The organism is Tenacibaculum sp. MEBiC06402 (assembly GCF_049239625.1).
Lineage (GTDB): Bacteria > Bacteroidota > Bacteroidia > Flavobacteriales > Flavobacteriaceae > Polaribacter.
The window spans coordinates 1-24,347 of record NZ_JBMKKT010000092.1 but is presented as its reverse complement, the minus strand read 5'-3'; the positions used below and the strand labels follow the sequence as shown (position 1 = coordinate 24,347).

Below are 24,347 nucleotides of genomic sequence, written 5' to 3'. Positions count from 1 at the left end.
GGTTTAATAATTGTATATACAAAAGTAAAACATCAACAGTCATACTATTTTTCAATATTTCTGAAAATAAGAGTTTTTTTTCTGAATAACCTGTTTTACGAATTTTAAATGTACGTTAGGTTGTTTTCTAAAGTTAAGTTTCACAGAATTCTGTTCAGAAAGGAAAAACGACTTTTTAGAAGATATAGTAACAATTCAATCGTTTTTATGATAACATTTGTATGAAAATCAATATTATAGAAATGAAAGTGTTAAAATTTATAGGAGTCCTGTTTTTTGTAATAAACACCTATTCTCAAGAATCTTTTTATGAGCAATTAAGAAAGAATGGTCAAGAGGCAACTTATGTAACTTTTTACAGAAGAACAAACCCAATGACTGAGATTTTCAAACCAGGCAATAAGGGAGAAGAAGTTAAAATAAAAATAATAGAGGTAAACGAAATACCTATTGGTTTTGATGTATTTAGTATTAAGACAGGTAAAAGATTGTTTGGATTTAATGAAGTTGAAAACTATGGAAGACCAGATCATTATCCGTTAGTTAAAATGATGAAACATAAATATGATTCAGAAGCTTATGCTATGATTGATGGTTCTATGTATAAGTTTAATGTTGGAAAGGATAAAAAACTTAAAGCACAAAATATTTGGCAGGCTTTTGTGTTAAAGAAAAGTCAAGTTAAAACGGATAAAAAGGTTAAAAAGAAGAAAGGATTTTTCAATAAATTCAAAAAGTTTAAAGTTGGTAGGATTGGTGTAGAAAAAGAATACTTGTATAAAATTGATTTAAAGGTGTTAGTTGCAAATTATGATAAAACTATGAGCTCTAAACAAAGAGTTTACAAATTAAGTGGAAAAGATAAATCTGAGATTGCAAAAATTGAAAGTTTCCGAAAGAATAGAAAAAATTATGTGAAAAGATATAATGATTCTGTTTATAAAACACCTGAATATCAAAAAATGCTAGCGCACCAAAAAAGAATGAGTAAAATGGATGAACAGAATAGTAAGCGAATTGTAACTATAACAAACAATACCGGTAAATCAATTTATATTTTTGAAGAAGGTTCAAGAAACGGATCAAGTTTAGGGAATACGAATTCAAGATCTTTCCCGTGCAATAAAAATGGATATTATTCAACAGTTCCTAATTCAAGTATTAATGGGAATGGAAGATTGTTTTATAGGGCAAATTCTGGATGCAGCTCTAAGGTATCAATTAAATAATCAATTTAACTTTTATAATGAACTAAACAGAATATAATGAAATTAAGACTAAAACTTATAGGTCTAATCTTATTGGCATCAAATTGTTTTTCTCAAAGTGTCAAAGTATCAAAAGAAATAAATGGTACATACTATCTTTTAGAAGCAGAAAGAGGAGTTAAAACTAAAATATTCGAATTTGGAGAGCATAATGGAACTAAACTTTTATTAGTTGCTTCATGTAAAAAATGTATTCCTGCAGTATATAAATATCAAGAGAGTGATAGCAAAGAAGTTGGAGTGCCTATTTTTTATAATAGTATTGGACTCTTTATGTTTGCTTTTGATGAAGATAGCTTTATAATGGTGATGCCTTCTAATAAATCAGAAGGCGATTGGACCAATTTTTCTTTCAGTAATTTTTACAGTAAAGATAAAAGTAAAGTGAACTCAATGACTAAAGAAAAAATTAAAAAGTATATAAAGCAGCTATCCGAATTATAAGAGTAAATCAAACTATTTAGTTGTTTTACAGAGTTGATGATTAATCATATAATTCAAAAATTGCAGTTATTAATAATACAATCTAAAATCAACGATTTTACACAATTTATAGTGTTTTCAGTGAAATTGTTCAATAACCACAAGCAGATTGTCATCTTCATTAAATAAATTGAAGGTTAGAAAATTCGGATGTATAAGCAGGATTGTTTAATAAAACTACTCCTTTTTCTTTTTAGAATCCTGCTGTAGTTTATCCTTATTGGTTTCTGCTAAATGATATGCTAAAACTTTCTCAATTAATTCATCTTTAGTTAAATGATGAAAAACTGTCTTAACTTTCTTTTTAAATTCTTCAGAAACAGTTCTATTGGGTTTGGTTTTAAATATTTTCTTTGCCCACAACAACGTATTATTTTCTTCTATGCTTTGTGCATCCGCTTTTTTAAACTGACGAAAAGTAATTCCTAATTCCTCTTCAAACTCAGGAATTTCTTCAATTTCCTCTTCCTGTATTACACTTAACGAAAGTCCCTTACCTCCTGCTCTTGCTGTTCGTCCGCTTCTATGTACATACGTTTCGTAAGTATCGGGTAAATGATAATTAACAACGAAGGAAACTTCTTTTACGTCAATACCACGTGCAGCCAAATCAGTAGCTACCAAAATATTGATATGTCCAGCTCTAAATTGTTCCATTATTCTATCACGAATTCCTTGTGTTAAACTTCCATGAATTCCTCCTGAAGAAAATTTATTTATCGCTAATTTTTTCGCAAGTTTATTTACCGCCGCTTTGGTTTTACAAAAAATAATTCCTCTCTCGCCTTCTTTAGATGCTAAAAAATGTAATAAAACTTCCAGCTTTTCTATTGGTTTTACTACTACATATCGATGCTTGATTCCTTGATGACCAACGGTTTCCATATCGGCTTCAATTTGAATAACATCTTTAGACATATAATTGTTTATCAGTTGTTTGATTGCTCCAGAAAGTGTTGCAGTAAACAATAAAGTTCTTCTTTTCTTAGGTATTTCTTTGATTATTATGTCTAATCCTTCTTTTAAAGCGCTTACCATTTCATCCGCTTCATCTAGAATGAAATATGAGATATTTTTGATATCAATCGCCTCACGTTTCACCAAATCAGCTAAACGTCCTGGAGTAGCCACAACAATATGCGTATCGTTTTTTAATCGTTCAATTTGTGGTTTTATTGGAATTCCACCACAAATAGCGGCTATAGAAATAGATGGAATATGTGACACAAAAGAAGTTAAATTTGCATGAATTTGTTGGCCTAATTCTCTAGTTGGAGCCAATATAATTGCTTGAATGTTTGGGTTATTTGTATCAATTAACTGTAATAGCGGTAATCCAAAAGCTGCTGTTTTACCCGTTCCTGTTTTAGCCAAAGCCACTACATCTTCATTTTGATTTAAGATGATAGGTATCGCTTTTTCTTGTATATCTGTTGGGACAGAGATTTTTAATTCGTTTAAACTCTGTTGGATTTCAGGAATAATTCCTAAGTCAGTAAAACTTTTAGACATGAATGTATTTTTTGCAAAGGTAACTAGTGTTGCAATAGTATTAACTGTTTATTTGAGAATAACTTGAATTTGACTTGACAAATTAATAATACAACCTAAAATCAAGGAGTTTACACATTTTGTAGTGTTTTCTGTGTAATTGTTCAACAACTTCAAACATATTATCGTCTTCATTAAAAAGGTTGAAGAATACTTTATCTAAGTTTGAGCTTGCAATTCCATTAAATTCATTTCCGTATCCAGAAATCGCTTTTGCTCCTGTAATGTCTAAGAAATATTGTGATTCCTCCTCGGTTAAATCTAACACTTTTGAGTTTGCAAAATGTAGAATTTTATCATTTAATCTTCCTTCAAAAATCTCCGCAATTTCTTGTAAATTATATAAATAACCGTTTAAACACACACTGTTTGCTTCACCGGTCATTACTAAGTAGATAATCTCATAATTTTTAAAATGATGATCGTCTAACACCAAAGCATTTAAGCTTTCTTCTAGGCCTTCAATAGTATCACAAGTTTGATAAATACTGGCAATACCAAAATCCATTGTTAATTCTTCTAGTTTTTGCTGTGTTGGCGTACTATTTTCTATTTCAACATCTTGAACTGCTTCTAGGCAGAATATGAAATAATCTGGGTTAATTAGCTGTTTTTGGGGTAATTGGAATCTTCTTTCTAACAAATTTGAGGATTTAAAAAGATAAAATGCAAAAATAATACAATGCTTTCAATTTGCTTAATTATTTAAGTTCAGCCAACGATTTTAATTCAACACCTAATTGTGTAAGCATAGCAGCTATGCTACTAATTTTTAAATCTTTTTCATCGTATTCTTGAGTATTGATACTGCATGTAAATTCCCATAACTCAACAATTTCAGAAATATGTATTCGATACGGTTCATAATCCTTGTTATCAGGAACAAGTAGTAAAGAATTGTCTTCACTTAATTTATTATAAACGCGTTTGTACGTCATCCCATCGTTTTTAGTAACAATAATGTAGGATGTTCCGTCTTTTACATCATTAGCATCTTCAATAAAACTCGCTACCACATACGAACCATCTTTCATCGGATGCATAGAATCTCCTTTGATAGGAAAAGCTCTATGTTTTCCTGTAGGCAAAAATGGTAACTTAATTTTTTGTAATTGCTCTATATATTCCGGATCATCATATCCTAATAAATAACCCGCCGATGCTTCCGTAGGAATAACTTCAATCATATTATCGTCTGTACTATCAACCATTATAGGAAATAAAACCCGCTGATTTCCAATTTCTATAAATGAAGTATCTGTGGCATAGGTCAAATCATTTTTTACCAATATATCGATTGGTAAATTAAAGTACGTAGAAAAGTTAATGAGTGTTTCTATAGGAGGCTCAGAACGTCCTTCTTCATAAGAAGATACTCGTGATCTTGTAATCATCAAATCTTCAGCAAATTGCTCTTGTGTTAACTTTTTTAACTTACGTAAATGACGGATATTTTTGGCTATATTTTTCATTTGCTACAAATATAAGCAATGTTTGCTACATTTTGTGTTTAATTTTGTAATGTGTTTTTAAATTGTCATACATATTACAGTTTGCGCTACGGTTCAATAGCTATAAATGAACTTGTGGAATTAGCTAATGATTTACATATTAAATCGTTAGCTCTTACTGATGTTAATAATACTTCAGCTTGTTTAGAGTTTTTACGTGTTGCTACAAAACTTGGAATTAAGCCTTTGGTGGGTGTTGATTTTCGTAACGGAGCCAAACAAGAGTTTGTTTTGATAGCAAAAAACAATTTAGGATTTCAAGAGATAAATCAATACTTATCTGAGTTTTTGCATCAGGATTCGTATGTGATTCCTGAACGTGCTAAGCAACTTGCAAATACATACATAATTTATCCTTTCAGTAAGAAGATAGATGTTGAGTTATTGCCTAATGAATTTATCGGAATTTCCTATCAAGAATTGGTAAAACTTCCTTTTTCAAAGTGGAAAAATAATCTGGATAAGTTGGTGGTATTACATACTGTAAGTTTTCAAAATAAAAAAGGATTCAATACACACAGATTGCTTAGAGCAATCGATAACAACGAATTGTTAAGTAGGTTAAACACATCTGAACAAGGTGAATTATGGCATCAGTTTGTTTCAGAAGAACAATTAATAGACTATTTTAAAGAATATCCTACCATTATTGCAAATACAAAGCAATTAATAGAAAGCTGTCATGTTTCTTTTGATTTTTCAGGTGAAAATCCTAACAACCAGAGATCATATACCTCAAGTGAGTTTTTAGATTATAAATTATTGAAGAAACTAGTTTATGAGGGAGTAAAATATCGATATCCTGATGCTGGTGTACATGTGTACGAACGAATTCAGAAGGAGTTGGAAGTCATCAAAGAGAAAGGATTTGTTTCTTATTTTTTAATCAACTGGAAGATTTTAAAATATGCGCGTTCTAAAGGATATTTCTATGTAGGAAGAGGAAGTGGAGCGAATAGTATTATCGCATATTTACTCAGAATTACTGATGTAGATCCTATTGAGTTGGATTTATATTTTGAACGTTTTATAAATCTTTACAGGAAAAACCCACCTGATTTTGATATTGATTTTTCTTGGAAAGATAGAGATGATGTGACCAATTTTATCTTTAAAAGATTTCCAAACACGGCGCTTATTACAGTGTACAATACGTTTAAATATAGAGCAGCTATTCGTGAACTTGGGAAAGTATTTGGTTTGCCTAAAAGTGAGATAGATATGCTTTCTGCTGGTAATTATAATTATAACAGATTAGATAAGTTATCACAGTTAGTAATTATCTACAGTAAATTTATTCAAGGTTTTCCAAATTACTTAGGAATTCATGCAGGCGGAATTTTAATTTCAGAAAGACCGATTCATTATTATTGCGCAACTTTTATGCCTCCAAAAGGTTTTGCTACCACACAATTTGATATGGTAATTGCAGAAGATATCGGTTTGTATAAGTTCGATATTTTAAGTCAAAGAGGTTTAGGAAAAATAAAAGATGCTGTTGGTATTGTGGCAAAAAATCATGCGAACCTCCCTCCTATAGACATTCATAATATTGCCAAGTTTAAGCAAGATGTTAGAATTAAATATCTGTTGAAAAATGCTAAAGCAATTGGTTGTTTTTATGTAGAATCGCCAGCTATGCGAATGTTATTAAAGAAATTGCAAGTAGATAATTATTTAGGTTTAGTAGCAGCAAGTTCTGTAATTCGACCAGGAGTTGCACAGTCTGGAATGATGCGAGAATATATTTTACGTTATCGATATCCGGAAAGAAGAAAAGAAGCACATCCTGTATTATTAGATATCATGCCAGAAACTTACGGAGTTATGGTGTATCAGGAAGATGTTATTAAAGTCGCACATTATTTTGGCGGATTAACTTTAAGTGAAGCCGATATGCTCAGACGAGGAATGTCGGGAAAATTCAGATCAAGAGACGAGTTTTTAAAAGTAAAAGAACAGTTTTTCTCAAATTGTAGAAACACAGGAAAGGACGCAAATTTTACACAAGAAGTTTGGCGACAAATAGAGAGTTTTGCTGGCTATGCTTTTGCCAAAGGTCATTCAGCATCTTATGCTGTTGAAAGTTACCAGAGTTTGTATTTAAAGGCTTATTTCCCGTTAGAATATATGGTGGCAACTATCAATAATTCTGGAGGATTTTATAGTGTTGAATTGTATGTTCACGAGGCACGCTTACATGGTGGTAATATTTTAGCTCCGTGTATTAACAATAGTGAGTATTTGGCCATTATAAAAGGAAAAGATATTTACTTAGGTTTTATGTTTTTGCAATCTTTTGAAACTAAAACAGCTGTAAAAATTATTGAAGAAAGAAATAAAAATGGTAATTTTTTGTCTTTAGATGATTTTATTGAGCGTGTTCCTATAGCTATTGAGCAAATTACAATTCTGATTAAAATTGATGCGTTTCGTTTTTCAGGAAAACATAAAAGAGAATTGTTATGGGAAGCTCATATGAAAATAAATAAAGTAACTCTAGATGAATTTAACACATCACTTTTTCGAGTAGAACGTTCTTCTTATGAAATTCCAAAATTGACTTCTACCGAACTGGAAAATGCTTTTGATGAAATTGAATTATTAGGATTTCCTTTATCGAATCCGTTTGAGCTATTAGTAAATCGTAATTTAAGCTCTTTTAGAGTAAAAAAACTCCCCTACTACATTGGAAAAACAATTACTATAGAAGGCTATTTAATCACAATTAAAAAAACAAAAACAGCCAAAGGAAAGCAAATGTTTTTCGGAACGTTTTTAGATGTAGATGGCGATTTTATCGACACAGTACACTTCCCTCTTATAGCGCAAAAATATCCTTTTAGAGGAAAAGGAATTTATAGAATTACAGGAAAAGTTATGGAAGAGTTCGATTGCATTACTATTGAAACTCAAACAATGCAAAGACTTGCTATTATTGAAGATCCCCGATATGCCGATAGTAGAAAAGCACAAAGACCCAAACCCAAAAAAAGAGTGTAATGAGTACAAATAGATCAATAGTGCACATGGACCTAGATACTTTCTTTGTTTCGTGTGAACGTTTGTTGGACAGTAAATTGAATGGAAAACCTGTATTAATTGGTGGAACTTCAGACAGAGGTGTTGTTGCTTCGTGTAGTTATGAAGCAAGAACCTTTGGAATTCATTCAGCCATGCCTATGAGAATGGCCAAACAACTGTGTCCGGAAGCAATTATTATTAGAGGAAATTCCCATATTTATTCGAAATATTCCGATTTAGTAACCGAAGTGATTAAAGATTCAGTTCCTTTATATGAGAAAACATCTGTAGATGAGTTTTATATCGATTTAACAGGAATGGATAAGTTTTTCGGCTGTCATCAATTAGCTTCTGAACTTAGACAGAAAATTATTAGAGAAACCGGATTACCTATTTCTTTCGGACATTCCATCAACAAAACAGTATCTAAAATAGCTACAGGAGAAGCAAAACCAAACAACCAAATTAAGGTTGAAAAAGGAACAGAAAAACCATTCTTGTCGCCGCTTTCTGTAAAAAAAATCCCGATGGTTGGCGAAGTAACTTACAGATCATTATGTGATTTAGGAATTAAAAAAATTAGAACCATACAAGAAATGCCTTTAGAAATGATGTCTAAAGTGTTTGGTAAAAACGGAGTTTCTATATGGAAAAAAGCTAATGGAATTGATAATAGTCCTGTTGTTCAATACCATGAAAGAAAATCAATTTCTACTGAACGAACATTTGATAGAGATACGACAGATGTCCAAAAACTAGAAAGTATTATTGTTGCCATCGCAGAAAACTTGGCTTTTCAATTACGAAGAGGAAATAAATTAACTTCTTGTATTACTTTTAAAATTCGTTATTCAGATTTTCAAACATATACCTTACAAAAAAGAATTCCGTATAGTGCTGCTGATCATAAAATAATTCCTGTTGTGAAAGAGCTCTATAAAAAGCTATATAAACGAAGAATGTTGGTTCGTTTAATTGGAGTTCGTTTTTCGCATTTAGTTGAAGGCGGACATCAAGTTGATTTGTTCGATGATGATGAAAAGATTTTGAATTTATATACAGCAATGGATAAACTTAGAGAACGTTACGGAGATCGAGCCGTAATGCGAGCAAAAGGAATGGAAGCAAAAAGTATTGCACGTTGGAATCCGTTTAATGGAAATCCTCCACCGTTATTAGCAAATAGAAGAAGGTAATGAAGAATATTATGGTTTTCTTGCCATAATATTCATTCGTTTTATTAGATAGTTTTTAAACTTTAGAATTCAATTAAAACCACTTTTTCTTTCTAAAAAACAATAGCATAGATAGGGCAACTGCAATAATAAAGCCCCACATGATAAAATATCCATTTTTCAATTTTAACTCTGGAATATAGTCGAAATTAGTTCCGTAAATACCAGCAATGAAAGTAATTGGTATAAACACAACAGAGAAAATAGTCAGTAGCTTCATAATTTCATTCAACTTATAATTAACATGAGTTGAATACACAGTTAATTGTTCGCTCAACATGCTTTTGTAATTCTCTAAAGATTCATATACTCTTCCTATTAGTTCGTTTAAATCATTGAAAAAATGTTGCTCCTTTTTCGTGATTAATACTGTTTTATAATTTTTAAAATTGCTTATGGCTTCTCTAGCAGGACGAATATTCTTTTTAAAATAATTCAGCTCTATTTTATTCTTATTGATATTTTCTAAAGTATCTTTATTTGGATGTTCCAAAATCTGATCTTCTAAGTCTTCTACATTTTCACCAAAAATTTCAACTAAATAATGATAGTTATCTACAATAGTATCTAATAAACAGTATTTTAAATAGCTTAAATTATTACTTCTAATTCGGCCCTTTTTAGTACGTAAACGCTCTCTAATCGGGTCAAAAACATCTCCTTGTTGTTCTTGAAATGTGAGTAAGATATTTTTTGTTAAGTACATTGAAACTTGCTCAGCATGAAGTTTTTGTTCTTTACCTAAAAACATCATTTTAATCACCGTAAAAATATGTTCATCATCAATATCAGACTTTGAACGTAACCCCGTGTTTACAATATCTTCGGCTATTAATGGATGAATATTAAAAGTTGTGCAAATTTTCTTTATTGGCTCTACATCATGAATCCCATCAATATTAACCCAAACATTTTTATATTCTGATGTAAACTGTGAAATTTCTTCAACAGAATTAATTGTGGTTTCAATTATCTTATCTTCTTCATAAGCAATTAATGTGATATGAATTTTATCTTGTTTTTGAGTTCCTATGAAAATAGGTTTACCAGGGATTTCACTTTTGTTTTTTTGGTTGACTACAAATCTCATTAAGCAATTTATTATTTATGGGTGCTTTCGTGAACTAATTTATGAAGTTTTGTTAAAAGTATTAATTCGGATTTGTTTTTACCACCACCCGTAGCATTGCAGATTTTATGACATGCATCCAAAATATCTAGGTTTATTTGTCTGGTAAATAGTTCTTTATTCGCAATAAAATAAGCTTTAAAATTTTCATAAGCTTTTTCTGCAGAGAGATTTTCTTTTATTAACTCTCTCATAGTTTCATAAATAAGTTCTTCGCTATTAAATCCGAATTCATTGGTAGCCCACTCCTCTTTTACAGACCAAACAATCTCTTTTTTTTCTTCTAATGACATTTTTTTATCAATCATAGAAAAAGCATAAAAAAGATTTGTTATCGAAATATAAAATGATTTATTGAGTGTTTTTGTTTTCATGTTATAGCTCTGGTAAGATTAATAGCGGTATACTACTGCTGAACGTAATTTTTTTAATTACGTTTTCGTTCAACAATTTATTAAAAAAACTATAATGATGATTTATAAATACTAATAATTGACCGTTTGAATCTTTAATATACTCTTGAATTGTATTAGTTTCAGAGTCATTCCAATCTAATTTTTTAAAAACTGTATCATTTCCTTGCAACAAACTTTTAAGCATACTTTTATGCTCTTTTTGTTTATCGCTTAACGCTTCTTCTACTGATAAATTAACAATTTCAATATCACATTGTTTCATGTTACTAAAATCAATCAATGTACTCAGTTCAGCTTTGGTGAAAGCTCTTTTGTAATTGGTTGAAAAAATAATTCTATCAATAGCTTTGTATTTGTAACTTGTAGGAACTACCAAAACAGGAACAGTATCAATGGCATTGATAATTTTTATGGTATTTGTTCCCATAAAAGTTTGCGCAACACTTTTAGCTCCTTTAGTACCGCTAACAACAAGATCAATTTTTTCTCGAATAATGTTTTCTTTAACAGCATTTGTCAAAGAGTTTGAATCTACAATTGCATGATATATAAATCCTTTCCCTTCATTATTTAAAACATCAACTAAATATTCCAATTCATCCTCAATCTCATCATCCATTTCATTAAACCATTCCTGGTTATGTTCTTCGCTTAACAAATAAGATCTTTCACCGATGTAAACATCTAAAAGAAAAATAGTAACTTTTTGTCCTTCAAAAAGTTTTTTAGTGTATTTGAGGGCGTTTATAGCAGCTTCAGAGAAATCGTATGGAATTAGAATATTTTTCATTTATAGATTATTTGGTTGAAACTTCAGGTTTAAAGATTATATACTCTACAATATTCAAACATTCAAAGACTTGTGACTACATGAAAATTTCATCGTGCTCCTTAAATGTTTTAAACTCGATATGATAACCGTTCGGGTCTTGAACAAAAAATGAATTTTGCTCTCCATTTTTATCAACAAAAAAGGTTTTTTGTGTAATTGTATCTACAGACCATCGGTTAATTTTATCGTGTAACTTTTCCCATTCGTAATTATCCAAAATTACTCCAAAATGAAACGTTGGTAATTTTTCATCTTCTAAAAGATAGAATGGATACTGAAAATCAAAATCATTAGCTTGAACAAATGTTAGCTGACTTCCAAACAAATTGAAATCGACCCATTTTTCTGTACTTCTACCCTTTTCAATATCTAGATTTTCGGTGTAAAATTTAATAGTTTCTTCTATGCTATTGCACGGTAACGAAATGTGAAAATTAACATTCATTTACAAAAGTTTTAAATTGTTTAGTTTGAGGACTATAAAGTCCTCATCATCTAAATCATCAATAATTTCAATATACTCAATCGAAAACAGTTTTCCAACATATTCTTTCGACTTTAAGTCATATAAATGTAAGATTTTATTATTAATTTGCTCAAAATCAATATCATCTCCGTTGTTTAGTTCAAATTTATAATAACCGTTCTCATAGCTTCTGAAGATTCCTTCAACAGAAACAGATTGTTCAGCATTATAATATCTCATTACTCAGAATATTCGTCATCAGAAAAATCTCCAATAGAATCATCTTCAAAATCAAACTCTTCATCACCATGATCTTCCATCTTCTTTTCAAGTCTTGAGCTAATTTTAACAAGATAAATCGTATCCTCTGTATTTACTTGAACAGCTTTTACAGTTTCTCCTTTGGCATTTTTAAAAGAGATGATATCCTCATAATCATATCCGTCGGGATATTTTTCTACTAATAAATCTAAAATATCAGTAGTTAATTTTTCATACGTTACAATTACTCGTTTCATGGTTTTACATTTTTAGTAAATAAGCAAAAATTAATGGTACAACTATCGTCGCATCACTTTCGATAATATATTTTGGGGTATCAATATCTAATTTACCCCAAGTTATTTTTTCATTTGGTACTGCTCCTGAATACGAACCATAGCTCGTTGTTGAATCAGAAATTTGACAGAAATAGCTCCAAAACGGAGTATCTTCTCTTTCCATATCCTGATATAACATTGGTACTACACAAATAGGAAAATCTCCTGCAATTCCTCCTCCAATTTGGAAAAATCCGATTCCGTTTTCAGAATTATCTGTATACCAGTCTGCTAAGAATGTCATGTATTCAATTCCAGATTTCATAGTCGATGCTTTTAATTCACCTTTTAAAACATACGAAGCGAAAATATTCCCCATTGTTGAATCTTCCCATCCAGGAACAACCATTGGTAAGTTTTTTTCTGCTGCTGCATACATCCATGAATCTTTAATATCAATTTCATAATATTCTTCTAACACACCAGAAAGTAAAAGCTTATACATAAACTCATGAGGAAGATAACGCTCGCCACTTTCTTCGGCATCTTTCCAAATTTTAAAAATGTGTTTTTGTAATCGTCTAAAAGCTTCTTCTTCAGGAATACAAGTATCTGTAACACGATTTAAACCTTTTAATAATAAATCCCACTCATCTTGTGGAGTCAAATCTCTATAATTCGGAACGCGTTTATAATGCGAATGCGCCACTAAATTCATGATATCCTCTTCCAAGTTTGCTCCTGTACAAGAAATGATATGAACTTTATCTGCTCTAATAATATCGGCAAAGATTTTTCCTAATTCTGCTGTACTCATTGCTCCTGCCAATGAAACTAACATTTTAGAACCTTTATCTAATTGTGCTTCATAACCTTTAGCAGCATCAACTAAAGCTGCTGCGTTGAAATGAAGAAAATATTTTTCAATGAATTCTGAAATTGGGTGTGTATTCGTATTCATTTTAGTTTAATTTTTGTTTTTGTTGTTTAAAAATTGTTGTTGTTAAAAAAACATTTTTACTACTTCTAGTAAAATTAGAATGATAATAATCCATTCTAGCATGCTACTGTATTTATGATTCAAAATATCTCTGAATAAGTCTAAATTTTCCTTGATTACATTTAGGCTATTCTCAATACCTTGATGTCGTTTTACAACATCTAGCTCGTCTCTTAATTTATAATCTAAAAGAGAGAGTTCTTTTGTGTTCCATGCTACTTCTGGAGCTTCAAAGACAAACAAATCTTCTGCTATGTTATTTTTAAGATTCATAGTTTTGCCAATGAATTTCCTCATTCTTTTTTTGGATAACTTAAAATTCCCTGTGTGTTCTAATTGTTTTGAATATACTAACGTATTATCATGCAAATCAGATGTTTTATTAACGTAATTCATTAATGCTACAGACTGCGCTAAGTTTAAACATACAACATGAATAGTGTCGATATTTAGTTCTTTAACAGTAATGGTATTGAAATCAACATCTGTTTCATCATTTACGGATAAAGAGTAACTTTCCGATGGTAAATCATTTAGGTCAGTTTCTTTATCTAATATCAAATTGATCGTTTCATTAATATATATATCATCGTAATTAAAAAACACGATACTCCCATAATCCTTTATGTACAAATAACTATCACCTTCTTTTTGATACAACAAAAAAGTGTGTTCTCTTTTAACAATTTCAAGGTTTGGAAATAATGTTGTTCTTATTTCGTTTAGATCTAATCGTTGTTCTAAATGATATGCAATAACATTTGCTTTCATTTTAGTATTCTTCGTCGTAATCTTCGTCTTCTCTAACTTTTGATATCGACTGATAGTCATCAGAAAAATCATTTTCCTCTTCCTCTTCTAGATTAGCAAACTTGTAACTTAGCATTTTGTAGTACAATTTCGCTGTTAAAAAATCCGAAGATTTATCAATATCATTTGGACATAATTCAACTAGATCAAATCCAACAACATTTTTTTGCTCAAAAACCATTTTTAAGAACTCTAATGTTTCATACCAGAATAAGCCTCCTGGTTCAGGAGTTCCAGTACTCGGCATAATTGAAGGATCAAGTGCATCTAAATCGAACGTTATAAATACATTATCTGTTAATTGATCTAATACATCATCCATCCAATCTTCGTTCACAGCCATGTCGTGAGCAAAAAAAACTTTATCTAGATTCATCGAGTTTTTCTCAGACTTCTCCATGCTTCTTATACCCACTTGAACTAAGTTTGTGTTTAAACTAGCTTCATACATTGCACAAGCATGATTACAAGTACTTCCTTCGTATTCTTTGCGTAAGTCTGCATGCGCATCAATTTGTAATACAGTTAAGTTATTGAAACACTCATCGAAAGCTCTTATTGTTCCAATAGAAACAGAATGTTCACCACCAATAATAGTTACAAATTTATTTTTGTTGATATACTTTTTAGTAGTTTGATGAACTGCTTCCACCATAGTTTCAGGAGAGCTATCTTCAGTAACAGGATCTGCTAAATAAACACCTTCTTTGTAAACTTCGCTATTTGTTTCAATATCGTATAACTCCATGTTTTCTGATGCGTCTAAAAACGCTTCAGGTCCTTTATCAGCTCCTTTTTGCCAAGTACTAGTACCATCGTAAGGAACTGGGATTACTACAATTTTTGAGTTCTCTAATTTTGCGTACTGGTCTGGAATCCCAGCATAATTTCTTTTGTCCATTTTATATTTTTTTAGTAGCCAAGAATTGATAAAAATTCTTCACTCTTTTGTTGTTCTTTAAATAATTGTGTTGTAAAATCTCCGTTTTCGTTTCTATCAATTAAGATGTGTTTAGGTGTTGGAATTAAACAGTGTTGTAATCCTCCAAAACCACCAATTGTTTCTTGATATGCACCTGTATTGAAAAAACCTATATACAGAGTTCGTTTTTTGTCATATTTTGGCAAATAGATAGCGTTAGTGTGTTGTTCTGAATTATAATAATCATCACTATCACAAGTCAATCCACCTAATAATACCCTTTCATATTCATCACTCCAGCGATTTACTGGAAGCATAATAAAACGTTTATTAATTGCCCAGCTATCTGGAAGTGTTGTGATAAATGAAGAGTTTATCATATTCCATTTTTCACGATCGTTTTGTTTCTTTTGATAAAGCACTTCATAGATGGCTCCTCCCGCTTCACCAACGGTGTAACTTCCGAATTCAGTGAAAATATCTGGAGTATCTACTTCTGCTTCGTCACATACAGTTTTTATTTGATTGATAATCTCTTCAATCATGTATTGGTAATCGTAATCAAAAGCTAAAGAATTTTTGATTGGAAAACCACCACCAATATTTAAGCTGTTTAACGTTGGGCATATCTTTTTTAATTCGATATACACTTTTAAACATTTTGTAAGCTCGTTCCAATAATATGCTGTATCTCTAATACCTGTATTGATAAAGAAATGAAGCATTTTTAAATCTACTTGCGGATTAGGCGCAACCTCTTTTTTGTAGAAGTTTACAATGTTTTTATAACCAATTCCTAATCTACTTGTATAAAATTCAAATTTTGGTTCTTCCTCCGATGCAATACGAATTCCTATGTTGAATTTACTACTGGTTTCATCAAGAATTAAATCTAACTCCTCGTAGTTATCTATTATAGGAATACAATTCTTGTGTCCGCCATCAATTAAGCTCACAATGTTAGCGATGTATTGATCGCGCTTAAAACCATTGCATAAAACAAAGGTGTCATCTTTAATTTTACCTGAAGCTTTTAACGATTTTACAATATCAATATCGAAAGCTGACGAAGTTTCGATATGAATGTCGTTTTTTAAAGCCTCATCTAAAATATATTTAAAGTGTGAGCTTTTTGTGCAGTAGCAATAGTGATATTTACCATCATAATTTGATTTTTTGATGGCGTTTGCAAACCATTGCTTAGCGTTCATAATGTTTTCAGATATTTTAGGCAGATAAGTAAATTTTAATGGTGCTCCATAAGTTTTTACTAATTGCATTAAGTCAATATCATGAAATAATAATTCATTGTTTTCTACTTTAAACTCTTGTTGTGGAAAATCAAAAGTTTGTTCGATTAAGTCTATATATTTTATATTCATTTTTTTATTTAAAATTTTGGAATAGAATTCCATTGTCAAACAACATCCATTTTAGAAAAAGATGTATAATTTGATTAAATTTTTGAGAAATAAGATCCGTTTAATAATTAACGAATAATTTTTCGATGTAAAAAAATAAATGCTTAGACTCTTAAAGCTACACAATCACCACTCTGTTTATAAAAGTTTAGTGGTAATGAAATGTTCAGTAGAAAAGAAGACACCTTAATTTTTTCGCTGCGTTTCCAAAACGCTAAGTAACTCTCAGTCTTCAAAAAAAAGTTACTAACGAAATAAGTTAAACCTAACATTCGACTTACTCATAAGATGTGGTAAATATATACTTTTTTTTTATTCAAAAACTTTTTTTGCTTTTTTTTTAAAAAAAATTAAACAATTGATATCTAATGATTTACTCTTTATCTTTTAATTCAATTCCTTTATATAATATAATTATATTCGGAATGGTAATGTACTTTTTTGTTTCGGGTAAGTATAAAAGAACATAAAAACCCGTAATGTTTTTTACCTCTCCAGTTAAGTCAAAATCTTTATCTAAAATTTTAATAGTATTACCAATTCTCATTGGATGATAAAAAAACAAAATAACACTAGCTGTTAAATTAGACAGCATAGACCATTGGGCAAAAAAACCTACGCCGAGTACTGCAAGAATAGAAGAAGCAAAAACACCAAATTGTTTAAACTCTATCCCTAGAATTAAGAGCAAAGCTAAAAAGCCTGATAACAAGTAAATAAGATAAAATAGATTTAGAATAAGCTTTCTTCTATGAGGCTCTATAGAATTTTTAATGATGTATGATTTGGTTAACCTTTTAGTTATGTTAATAGCAAAAAGTAATACAATTAGTAGTATAGCAATTTTAATAATAATAGTAGTGTACATTTGTTTTTATTATAGATATTACCCCACTCCAATGAATGAGGTAATACAATGATTTTTATTATTCTTCGACTAATTTTAAAGACTCCAGTATTAAAGTGTCTTCTATAGCTTCATCATCAGATTTCGATACGCTATAAGTTAGTTCAAATTTTTCACCAACGTAGGTATCATTGTCCAAATCAAATTTTTCAATAAGTTCATCCTTAATTTCATCAAAAGTCAAAGTTTTTATAACTCCTTTTACTTCATTAGAAAAGTTGTAACCCATATCATCTAAACCGTCGTATTGAGCTGTTACTTTTATGCTTTTTGATGAATTTGCTAAATATGAATTTGATTGTAAGCTGAAAGCTAAAACAATTATTAAAATAGGTTTTATAATTTGTAATTTCATTTTTCTTTAATTTTAATATTACAGTTTTTAATATCATCTGTCCTTGGATATTAGCCACTACAAGTCCAAGATACTTTTAGCAATAATTATTCAATAATTGTGCTCGTGGCATTAAAGAAAAAAGTGATGTTACATAAGCTATATTTTAATAAACAATTTTGTTATTCAAAAATAATAAATATTTGAATTCATCTATTGTTTTTTTATGGAAAGTGACAGTTTAAGATTATGTTTTAATTCTACCTAATTAGAGGCTATTTTTCGCTTTCTTGAACTTCAATTAAACCTACTATAATATAGATTATTTTACCATTTACAGTATCAGCTATATAAGTAACTTCAAAGTGAACTCCTTCAAAAAACTCTTGTTGCAAATCGTAATCTTTTGAAACTCTATCTGAAATATCATCAAAATAAACAGTCTCTTTCTCTCCAGTAGCTTTTTCCGTATATGAGAATGAGTACTTATTATTTTTGAATCCCATAAAATAACCATCTAATTTTTCAGGGTTGACTTCTTTTGAAGACTCTTCTGTAGTATTTGTTTTTTTAACTTTTCCCTCCTTTATTTCCTTCAGATTAACAATTCTGTGTTTATGTTTTCCATTAATACTAGAAGTGAAATAAGATATTTCAAAAAATACGCCTTCAAAAAAATCGTTTTTTAAACTAAATGTCTCTATGAGTTCAGGCTTTGCATATTGAAATTCAATAGTTTCTTTATTACCAGTTGCTTCTTCTGTATAAGAAAAGGTGTAAGTATTATTTTTAAATCCAGTATAATAACCTTTAATTTTTTCCGCATTTTTCTGAGCGTTTACAGAGTATGAGAAAAACACACACAGCATAAGAACTAGAGTTGAATTTAATTTTGCTTTCATAGGTTGTTAAATTATTTGTTTGACTTTTTACACTTCTTTAGACAATTCCCTTTGAACAAAGTCACATTTTTAGATCTAAATATTACATGAAAAATAAAATTTATTTTTTTGATATCGAATTGATTTTTGATGTAATATTGATATAACAAACAAAATTAAATTGATAAGATGGCAGAACAAATTGAAATCATAACTCCAGGTACTTTTGAACCAGAAAATCACTGGTACGAAAAGTCCTTAAACGCTACTATTCATCCAATGGTAAGTTATTTTTTAAACTTATCGACGGATAGAATTGTTAAACGCTATTGCCATTTAAATCCAAAGGTTAATCCAGAGGATTTACTAGATATATTACACTACAAGCCACAACATTATCACCTTTCAGGAGCTGATTTGTTGCATGTAACTACAGAGAAAGGAAAAAGACAGATGGTAATCATTGAAAATAATTCATGTCCTTCTGGCCAAAAGTCCATGCCGTTGTTAAATGAATTTGAAGAGCAAGGTGGTTATAGAAAGTTTATGGAATTAACTATTAAACCAATGCTTCAAAAGAAAGTTAATGATGCCGTTGCTGTCATATATGACAAAAATTACATGGAAGCATCGGGTTATGCTCATGCCATGTCTGATATGCTTGGTAAAAATGTGTATTTAGTTCCTTATTATAATCATTTAGATAAAAGTCATGTTGACGTTTCTGGAGATTATATTCAGCTTAAGGTGGACGATGAATGGATTAAACTAGGATTAGTATTTCGTTACTTAACTCAAAAGCCGTGGAATAGATTACCAATAAGTTCTAAAACAAAGATAATCAACCCTACAATTGTATGTTTAGCAGGAGGAAGAAACAAAATGATTGCTTCGAAAGCCTACTCTTTTTATAATGCAGAATTAATGCATAAGAATTTAAAAATTGTAACACCACATACAATTTGGGATGTTAACAAAAATGAAATTCCATTATGGGTCAGTAATATGGGAGGAAAAGCAGTTGTTAAAAATCCTTATAGCAATGCTGGACAGGGAGTTTATACAATTGTAAATGAGCAAGAATTAGCTGCCTTTATGGAATTAGATTTTGATTATGATAAGTTTATCGTGCAAAGTTTAGTAGGAAATTATAATTGGAGTTCTACAACTTCTGAAGGGAAATTTTATCATGTTGGAACGGTTCCAAATATGAAAGGACAATCTTTTGTGCTTGATTTTAGAATGATGATTCATGGAACAAAAGATGGATATAAACCAATTTCTATTTATTCGAGAAGAGCAAAATCTCCATTAAAAGATACGTTGGAAGATGGTAAAGCTTCTTGGGATATCCTTGGAACTAACCTATCATTTAAAAAGGAAAATGGTGATTGGGGATCAGATACGAACCGATTATTATTAATGGAAAGAAAAGAGTTTAATAATCTTGGAATTAGTTTAGATGATCTAGTTGAGGCTTATATTCAAACTGTATTAACTTCTATTGCAATTGATAAAATGGCCATAAAACTAATTAATACTAAAGGAGGGTTTAAAAAGAAATTATTTAAATCTCTAAATGATGATGAATTATTAATTAAAGAAATTCTCTAATGGTACAAAAGTTTGAAGATATCGAGGTAATAAAGAGAATCAAGTTAGATTCATACAAAAAAAATACCTTATCTTATCGTTGGTTACATATCGTATCTAACGGAATCGGACAACCTATTTTGGTACCTGTTATTATTGGAAAAGGAATAAAAGATGGTCCAGTATTAGGGGTTACTGCAGTAGTACATGGAAATGAATTAAATGGAATGCCGGTAATTCAGAAACTTTTTAATTCTATCGATTTAACAAAGTTATCAGGAACTATTATAGGTATTCCTGTTGTAAACGTTCCTTCTATTTTGGTTAGTGAAAGACGTTTTATAGATGGAGCAGATTTGAACAGAATTATGCCAGGAAATAAAGATGGTAATAGAAGTCAAGTTTATGCTAATAGAGTAATCAATAGAATGATTAAAAACTTCGATTATTTGATAGATTTACATACAGCAAGTTTTGGAAGAATTAACTCTTATTATGTAAGAGCAGATTTATCTTCGAAAATAGCAAAACAATTGGCCTTAATTCAAAATCCACAAATAATATTAAATGCTCCGCCAAAAGATGGGACGTTAAGAGGTGCGGCTGCGGATTTAGGTATTGATGCAATTACTGTTGAAGTTGGTGACCCTGACAAATTTCAAAAAGGTATGATTCGTTCTGGTTTAACAGGTGTATACAACACATTATCGTTTTTAAACATGTATGAAACCGAAATTGAAGAAGCAGATGATAAAGCCATTATTTGTAAAAAATCGTATTGGATATATAGTCATGTTGGCGGCATACTGCAAGTTCACTCTCAATTAACACAAAAAGTATTTGAAGGAGATTTAATTGCAACAGTTCGTGATGTATTTGGAAGAGTTTTAAAAGAATATTTTGCTCCAGAAGATGGTGTCGTAATTGGAAAAAGTATAAACCCAGTCGGACAAACAGGAAGTAGAATCATTCACTTAGGAATTTTGTAAATTCTAAATTTGTTGGCATTTGACTTTTATCTGTAATCAAATGCCAATATTATTGAATGAGTTAATAAATCTTATATTTGAATAGAGACCAAATTATACTATGAAGGAAATTAATATTACTGCTGAAACTACCGAAGGAACTGTAAAACAAATACAAGAAGTTCTTGGAGGAGAAATGACGGAAAGATGGGGAGAGTATACGCTAACCATAAACAACGAAAATGCCTTTGGTAAAATTACTTTCATTAACTTCGAATGGGGTGGTAACTTACTGGAATATAATATCACATTCTTCGATGACATCTCTTTAGTAATGGATACCTCTAAGTTTAATCCAATTCATTTTGTTTATACTTTGGAAGGTCATTCGATGCATAGATTTGAATTAGAGGATAAAAAAAGAAAATTGGACCAGTTTCAACCAGTCATAATAACGAGTAAAAATGGTGGTTTTAACTATGGTTATTTCGAAAAGAATATAAAAGTTCATATCAACCTAATCCAGATAAGCAGAATGGAGTTTATAAAGAAAAGACTGAATGATGCATCTGTATTGAATAAAAAATTATATGAAATTTTTCACGACAAACAGCACGAAAACACCTTTGCTTACTTCGGTTCTTACAATTTAAAACTATCCAGCTTAATAAAGCGTTTAAATTCTATCAAGCAAAAAGGAATGATAAGAATTTTAATGAAAGAAGGCATTATTTATCAAATATTATCTGAACATATGCAACAGCATAATAAAGATGTGAGAAAAAACAATGACTTAGATACAGATTTATCCAAAAAGGAAATAAAACTTATACGAAAGCTCGCCTCTAAAATTACTAAAAACGTATCCGAAGATTATAATGTAGAAGAAATGGCTCTAGAATTAGGTTTAACTCAGGCTAAATTACAAGAGGGTTTTAAATTGTTGTTTTCCAGAACTGTTATTGAATACATAAGACATGTAAGATTAGAAGAGGCTAGAGATTTATTGAATAATACAGATTACAATATTTCTCAAGTAGTCTATGCTATCGGTTTTAGTAGTAGAAGTTATTTTTCAAAAATATTCAAAAGAAAATACGGAATGTCTCCTAGTGAATTTTTAAATAATAAAAAGGAATCTAATATCAAGATTGCCTAATCACTTTATCATTAAAACTTACTGGAGCATTCTAAGATTATTGCTAGTATTACAAACCCTACTATAGCAATAACTCCAATAGTAACAATTATATTATTTCTTGAATAATTCTTCTGTTTGTAAGGCTTAGACCTTTTTCTACGAATTTTTATTTTTCCTCTAAGTTTTCTCATTATTTATCTGAAATGAATTTTTAAAGGTCTTAAATGTTTGTAAAAAATCATTTATACTTTAAAAAATAAAGTTAACTCATTTCTTATGTAAATCTAAAAATATTGTTGTGATTTTGAAATGAGTCAAGCATTGATTTAAATGAGTCAATAATCACTGAACCTTCATTGTACTTTTGTATTGTATTTGTTTAACACACGAATTACAGATGTTAAATGGTAAGCATCTAAAAAGAATTTGCTTGTAATTAAAAACATATACAACAATGAAAAAATTAATTTTAACCGCAACGGTATTTGGATTTGGAGCATTATTTGCTCAGCAAAACGTAAATCAAACAGACTTTATTAAGACTTCCACAGAGGGAACAATGAAAGTCTTAGAAAATGATAAATGAACTACGAAAAAGGTAAAAATTATTACGTTAAAAGAACAAGACGTAAAATTTGATGAAAAAGACCGGTACAAATTAAATCAGGACCGAGTAAGTACTTCTCCTGAGGTAACAAAAATTGTAATGACCGACGTAGACCGAGACAATCATTATGATCAGGCCTACATTACTTCATATGAGTTAGATAAAAATACTCCATTATTAATGCAATCAGGTTATATACCGAAAATGGAGACATATGAAATCTCAACTTTAGATAATTCAATCGATTTTACTGGGGAAACGAAGTTAACTGATAGCAGAGGCATTGTTTTAACAGTAGTTGATGATGAAAATAATAAATCGAAGTTATTATTACCAAATGATATCTTCTAGTGGTTCATGTTTACCATAAATAGTGTACTAAGTGCATTATAAGTTTTGTGCTCTTTTGGAGCACAAAACTTTTCAAAAAACATAATTATTAATCTTAAAACATAAACATGGACTATTTAACAAGAAATAAAGAAGAAAATTTAATCGTAGCAAGAGAATTAAATCAATTATTAGCAGATTATCATATTTATTATCAAAAATTAAGAAACTTCCACTGGAATATTGTTGGGGAAAATTTCTTTGAATTACATGAGAAATTTGAGAATATGTATAAAGATGCTAGGATTAAAATTGATGAAATAGCAGAAAGAATATTGACACTTCAATTTCATCCAGTAAGCAGGTATAGTAGATATTTAAAAATCGCTAACATATCTGAAAATTCACCTTTCCAAACGGATAAGGATATGATTTTTATTTTATTAGAGGATCATAAAACATTATTACACCAAATGCAATTGGCAATTGAAAAAGCAAACGAAGTTAAAGATGAAGGAACAATTGATATGATTGGAGGATACATTAAAGACCTTGAAAAAACAAGTTGGATGTTAAACGCTTGGACTAAGAATAAAGTGGAACAATTGAGAGCTGATATTGTCCTTTCGTAAGTAAAATAGAATAGTAAATTAATAAGTTATATAAATGAAGTTATTTCACGTTAAACGAAAAACTAAAACTGAAAATATATTCTCCCCAAAAATGGGAAGATTGATGGCAAAAGTAACATATATAAAAAAGTATTTTCTAATCTTTCCGGTTAGTACGGTACATAAGTATCGAGAGACGTACTATGGAGAAGTTAAAATGTATGATGACTGCCATTTATACATATAATAAAAAAATCTTACACTAATGAGTGTAAGATTTTTTTTTGAGTTTATTGGTCACAATTTTGGGTCTAAAACCCTGCAATTTTATTGCAGCACTTTCAGTTATATGAAAAATTAATACCTTT

The 24,347-nt window shown here is 30.0% G+C and carries 26 protein-coding genes; 10 read left to right on the top strand and 16 right to left on the bottom strand.

The window, feature by feature from the left end; genetic code table 11:
* The first annotated feature begins 221 nt into the window (after window positions 1–221).
* Both ACOSP6_RS07025 and ACOSP6_RS07020 read left to right on the top strand, forming a co-directional pair.
* Entirely contained in the window at window positions 222–1,229 is a 1,008-nt protein-coding gene (locus tag ACOSP6_RS07025) for a hypothetical protein (RefSeq protein WP_422092712.1), read from the top strand.
* A gap of 36 nt (window positions 1,230–1,265) precedes the next feature.
* Entirely contained in the window at window positions 1,266–1,712 is a 447-nt protein-coding gene (locus ACOSP6_RS07020; RefSeq protein ID WP_422092711.1) for a hypothetical protein, read from the top strand.
* Window positions 1,713–1,928: 216 nt separating this feature from the next.
* On the opposite strand, the gene ACOSP6_RS07015 is transcribed toward ACOSP6_RS07020, so the two are convergent.
* The 3 genes from ACOSP6_RS07015 to ACOSP6_RS07005 form a co-directional block, all read right to left on the bottom strand.
* Window positions 1,929–3,263 (bottom strand): DEAD/DEAH box helicase, encoded by a 1,335-nt coding sequence (locus tag ACOSP6_RS07015; RefSeq protein WP_422092710.1) that lies wholly within the window; start codon window positions 3,261–3,263, stop codon window positions 1,929–1,931.
* An 82-nt stretch (window positions 3,264–3,345) separates the two neighbouring features.
* Window positions 3,346–3,945, bottom strand: a complete 600-nt coding sequence (locus ACOSP6_RS07010) for a DUF6642 family protein (RefSeq protein WP_422092709.1) — start codon at window positions 3,943–3,945, stop codon at window positions 3,346–3,348.
* Window positions 3,946–4,003: 58 nt separating this feature from the next.
* Window positions 4,004–4,774 (bottom strand): XRE family transcriptional regulator, encoded by a 771-nt coding sequence (locus tag ACOSP6_RS07005; RefSeq protein ID WP_422092708.1) that lies wholly within the window; start codon window positions 4,772–4,774, stop codon window positions 4,004–4,006.
* A gap of 81 nt (window positions 4,775–4,855) precedes the next feature.
* Between ACOSP6_RS07005 and ACOSP6_RS07000 the strand changes: the two genes are divergently transcribed.
* The gene (locus ACOSP6_RS07000) at window positions 4,856–7,816 is read left to right on the top strand and encodes a DNA polymerase III subunit alpha (protein ID WP_422092707.1); all 2,961 of its coding nucleotides are present in this window, start codon (window positions 4,856–4,858) and stop codon (window positions 7,814–7,816) included.
* Window positions 7,816–9,033: a DNA polymerase IV gene (gene dinB / locus ACOSP6_RS06995; protein ID WP_422092706.1), complete on the top strand. Its 1,218-nt coding sequence runs from the start codon at window positions 7,816–7,818 to the stop codon at window positions 9,031–9,033. The genes ACOSP6_RS07000 and dinB overlap by 1 nt, the downstream gene beginning before the upstream one ends.
* 73 nt (window positions 9,034–9,106) lie before the next feature.
* Here dinB and corA read toward each other — a convergent pair whose 3' ends face one another.
* The 13 genes from corA to ACOSP6_RS06930 form a co-directional block, all read right to left on the bottom strand.
* The gene (gene corA, locus ACOSP6_RS06990; protein ID WP_422092705.1) at window positions 9,107–10,162 is read right to left on the bottom strand and encodes a magnesium/cobalt transporter CorA; all 1,056 of its coding nucleotides are present in this window, start codon (window positions 10,160–10,162) and stop codon (window positions 9,107–9,109) included.
* Window positions 10,163–10,173: 11 nt separating this feature from the next.
* The gene (locus ACOSP6_RS06985; RefSeq protein WP_422092704.1) at window positions 10,174–10,494 is read right to left on the bottom strand and encodes a hypothetical protein; all 321 of its coding nucleotides are present in this window, start codon (window positions 10,492–10,494) and stop codon (window positions 10,174–10,176) included.
* 82 nt (window positions 10,495–10,576) lie between these two features.
* Window positions 10,577–11,407, bottom strand: coding sequence for a universal stress protein (locus ACOSP6_RS06980; RefSeq protein ID WP_422092703.1), 831 nt, complete (start codon window positions 11,405–11,407; stop codon window positions 10,577–10,579).
* A gap of 76 nt (window positions 11,408–11,483) precedes the next feature.
* Window positions 11,484–11,894: a VOC family protein gene (locus ACOSP6_RS06975; protein WP_422092702.1), complete on the bottom strand. Its 411-nt coding sequence runs from the start codon at window positions 11,892–11,894 to the stop codon at window positions 11,484–11,486.
* On the bottom strand, window positions 11,895–12,155 hold the full coding sequence (locus tag ACOSP6_RS06970) for a hypothetical protein (RefSeq protein WP_422092701.1): 261 nt from the start codon (window positions 12,153–12,155) through the stop codon (window positions 11,895–11,897).
* Window positions 12,155–12,433 (bottom strand): hypothetical protein, encoded by a 279-nt coding sequence (locus tag ACOSP6_RS06965; protein WP_422092700.1) that lies wholly within the window; start codon window positions 12,431–12,433, stop codon window positions 12,155–12,157. Before ACOSP6_RS06965 ends, ACOSP6_RS06970 begins: the two co-directional genes overlap by 1 nt.
* A 4-nt stretch (window positions 12,434–12,437) precedes the next feature.
* The gene (locus ACOSP6_RS06960; protein WP_422092699.1) at window positions 12,438–13,415 is read right to left on the bottom strand and encodes a deoxyhypusine synthase family protein; all 978 of its coding nucleotides are present in this window, start codon (window positions 13,413–13,415) and stop codon (window positions 12,438–12,440) included.
* Window positions 13,416–13,457: 42 nt separating this feature from the next.
* A complete protein-coding gene (locus tag ACOSP6_RS06955) occupies window positions 13,458–14,225 on the bottom strand; it encodes an RMD1 family protein (RefSeq protein ID WP_422092698.1) in 768 nt (255 codons plus the stop codon).
* Window position 14,226: 1 nt separating this feature from the next.
* Entirely contained in the window at window positions 14,227–15,165 is a 939-nt protein-coding gene (gene speB, locus ACOSP6_RS06950; protein ID WP_422092697.1) for an agmatinase, read from the bottom strand.
* 11 nt (window positions 15,166–15,176) lie between these two features.
* Entirely contained in the window at window positions 15,177–16,568 is a 1,392-nt protein-coding gene (locus ACOSP6_RS06945; protein ID WP_422092696.1) for an arginine decarboxylase, read from the bottom strand.
* Window positions 16,569–16,980: 412 nt separating this feature from the next.
* Window positions 16,981–17,475 (bottom strand): mechanosensitive ion channel domain-containing protein, encoded by a 495-nt coding sequence (locus tag ACOSP6_RS06940; RefSeq protein ID WP_422092695.1) that lies wholly within the window; start codon window positions 17,473–17,475, stop codon window positions 16,981–16,983.
* 58 nt (window positions 17,476–17,533) lie between these two features.
* Window positions 17,534–17,869, bottom strand: coding sequence for a hypothetical protein (locus ACOSP6_RS06935; RefSeq protein WP_422092694.1), 336 nt, complete (start codon window positions 17,867–17,869; stop codon window positions 17,534–17,536).
* Between the two features lie 254 nt (window positions 17,870–18,123).
* Window positions 18,124–18,750, bottom strand: coding sequence for a hypothetical protein (locus ACOSP6_RS06930; RefSeq protein ID WP_422092693.1), 627 nt, complete (start codon window positions 18,748–18,750; stop codon window positions 18,124–18,126).
* A 168-nt stretch (window positions 18,751–18,918) separates the two neighbouring features.
* On the opposite strand from ACOSP6_RS06930, the gene ACOSP6_RS06925 reads away from it, so the two are divergent.
* The 6 genes from ACOSP6_RS06925 (at window position 18,919) to ACOSP6_RS06900 (ending at window position 24,000) form a co-directional block, all read left to right on the top strand.
* Window positions 18,919–20,343, top strand: a complete 1,425-nt coding sequence (locus ACOSP6_RS06925; RefSeq protein WP_422092692.1) for a hypothetical protein — start codon at window positions 18,919–18,921, stop codon at window positions 20,341–20,343.
* Window positions 20,343–21,311 carry a succinylglutamate desuccinylase/aspartoacylase family protein gene (locus tag ACOSP6_RS06920; RefSeq protein ID WP_422092691.1) on the top strand — a complete coding sequence of 323 codons (969 nt, stop codon included), beginning with the start codon at window positions 20,343–20,345 and terminating at the stop codon, window positions 21,309–21,311. Before ACOSP6_RS06925 ends, ACOSP6_RS06920 begins: the two co-directional genes overlap by 1 nt.
* Window positions 21,312–21,411: 100 nt before the next feature.
* Complete coding sequence (locus tag ACOSP6_RS06915; RefSeq protein ID WP_422092690.1) at window positions 21,412–22,449, top strand: helix-turn-helix domain-containing protein; 1,038 nt, start codon at window positions 21,412–21,414, stop codon at window positions 22,447–22,449.
* Window positions 22,450–22,885: 436 nt separating this feature from the next.
* Window positions 22,886–23,017: a hypothetical protein gene (locus ACOSP6_RS06910; RefSeq protein WP_422092688.1), complete on the top strand. Its 132-nt coding sequence runs from the start codon at window positions 22,886–22,888 to the stop codon at window positions 23,015–23,017.
* A gap of 120 nt (window positions 23,018–23,137) precedes the next feature.
* On the top strand, window positions 23,138–23,389 hold the full coding sequence (locus tag ACOSP6_RS06905; protein ID WP_422092687.1) for a hypothetical protein: 252 nt from the start codon (window positions 23,138–23,140) through the stop codon (window positions 23,387–23,389).
* 107 nt (window positions 23,390–23,496) lie between these two features.
* The gene (locus ACOSP6_RS06900) at window positions 23,497–24,000 is read left to right on the top strand and encodes a Dps family protein (RefSeq protein WP_422092686.1); all 504 of its coding nucleotides are present in this window, start codon (window positions 23,497–23,499) and stop codon (window positions 23,998–24,000) included.
* Window positions 24,001–24,347: the final 347 nt, after the last annotated feature.

Excerpts from the sequence above, each read along its gene's own strand:
- ACOSP6_RS06920 (WP_422092691.1), top strand. The coding sequence starts at position 20,343 with ATGGTACAAAAGTTTGAAGATATCGAGGTAATAAAGAGAATCAAGTTA.
- ACOSP6_RS06940 (WP_422092695.1), bottom strand. The coding sequence starts at position 17,475 with ATGTACACTACTATTATTATTAAAATTGCTATACTACTAATTGTATTA.
- ACOSP6_RS06955 (WP_422092698.1), bottom strand. The coding sequence starts at position 14,225 with ATGAAAGCAAATGTTATTGCATATCATTTAGAACAACGATTAGATCTA.
- ACOSP6_RS06935 (WP_422092694.1), bottom strand. The coding sequence starts at position 17,869 with ATGAAATTACAAATTATAAAACCTATTTTAATAATTGTTTTAGCTTTC.
- ACOSP6_RS06970 (WP_422092701.1), bottom strand. The coding sequence starts at position 12,155 with ATGAGATATTATAATGCTGAACAATCTGTTTCTGTTGAAGGAATCTTC.
- ACOSP6_RS07020 (WP_422092711.1), top strand. The coding sequence starts at position 1,266 with ATGAAATTAAGACTAAAACTTATAGGTCTAATCTTATTGGCATCAAAT.
- corA (WP_422092705.1), bottom strand. The coding sequence starts at position 10,162 with ATGAGATTTGTAGTCAACCAAAAAAACAAAAGTGAAATCCCTGGTAAA.
- ACOSP6_RS06900 (WP_422092686.1), top strand. The coding sequence starts at position 23,497 with ATGGACTATTTAACAAGAAATAAAGAAGAAAATTTAATCGTAGCAAGA.
- ACOSP6_RS06960 (WP_422092699.1), bottom strand. The coding sequence starts at position 13,415 with ATGAATACGAATACACACCCAATTTCAGAATTCATTGAAAAATATTTT.
- ACOSP6_RS06965 (WP_422092700.1), bottom strand. The coding sequence starts at position 12,433 with ATGAAACGAGTAATTGTAACGTATGAAAAATTAACTACTGATATTTTA.
- dinB (WP_422092706.1), top strand. The coding sequence starts at position 7,816 with ATGAGTACAAATAGATCAATAGTGCACATGGACCTAGATACTTTCTTT.
- ACOSP6_RS06930 (WP_422092693.1), bottom strand. The coding sequence starts at position 18,750 with ATGAAAGCAAAATTAAATTCAACTCTAGTTCTTATGCTGTGTGTGTTT.
- ACOSP6_RS06925 (WP_422092692.1), top strand. The coding sequence starts at position 18,919 with ATGGCAGAACAAATTGAAATCATAACTCCAGGTACTTTTGAACCAGAA.
- ACOSP6_RS07005 (WP_422092708.1), bottom strand. The coding sequence starts at position 4,774 with ATGAAAAATATAGCCAAAAATATCCGTCATTTACGTAAGTTAAAAAAG.
- ACOSP6_RS06910 (WP_422092688.1), top strand. The coding sequence starts at position 22,886 with ATGAAAAAATTAATTTTAACCGCAACGGTATTTGGATTTGGAGCATTA.
- speB (WP_422092697.1), bottom strand. The coding sequence starts at position 15,165 with ATGGACAAAAGAAATTATGCTGGGATTCCAGACCAGTACGCAAAATTA.
- ACOSP6_RS07025 (WP_422092712.1), top strand. The coding sequence starts at position 222 with ATGAAAATCAATATTATAGAAATGAAAGTGTTAAAATTTATAGGAGTC.
- ACOSP6_RS06905 (WP_422092687.1), top strand. The coding sequence starts at position 23,138 with ATGACCGACGTAGACCGAGACAATCATTATGATCAGGCCTACATTACT.
- ACOSP6_RS06980 (WP_422092703.1), bottom strand. The coding sequence starts at position 11,407 with ATGAAAAATATTCTAATTCCATACGATTTCTCTGAAGCTGCTATAAAC.
- ACOSP6_RS06975 (WP_422092702.1), bottom strand. The coding sequence starts at position 11,894 with ATGAATGTTAATTTTCACATTTCGTTACCGTGCAATAGCATAGAAGAA.
- ACOSP6_RS06985 (WP_422092704.1), bottom strand. The coding sequence starts at position 10,494 with ATGTCATTAGAAGAAAAAAAAGAGATTGTTTGGTCTGTAAAAGAGGAG.
- ACOSP6_RS06915 (WP_422092690.1), top strand. The coding sequence starts at position 21,412 with ATGAAGGAAATTAATATTACTGCTGAAACTACCGAAGGAACTGTAAAA.
- ACOSP6_RS07015 (WP_422092710.1), bottom strand. The coding sequence starts at position 3,263 with ATGTCTAAAAGTTTTACTGACTTAGGAATTATTCCTGAAATCCAACAG.
- ACOSP6_RS06945 (WP_422092696.1), bottom strand. The coding sequence starts at position 16,568 with ATGAATATAAAATATATAGACTTAATCGAACAAACTTTTGATTTTCCA.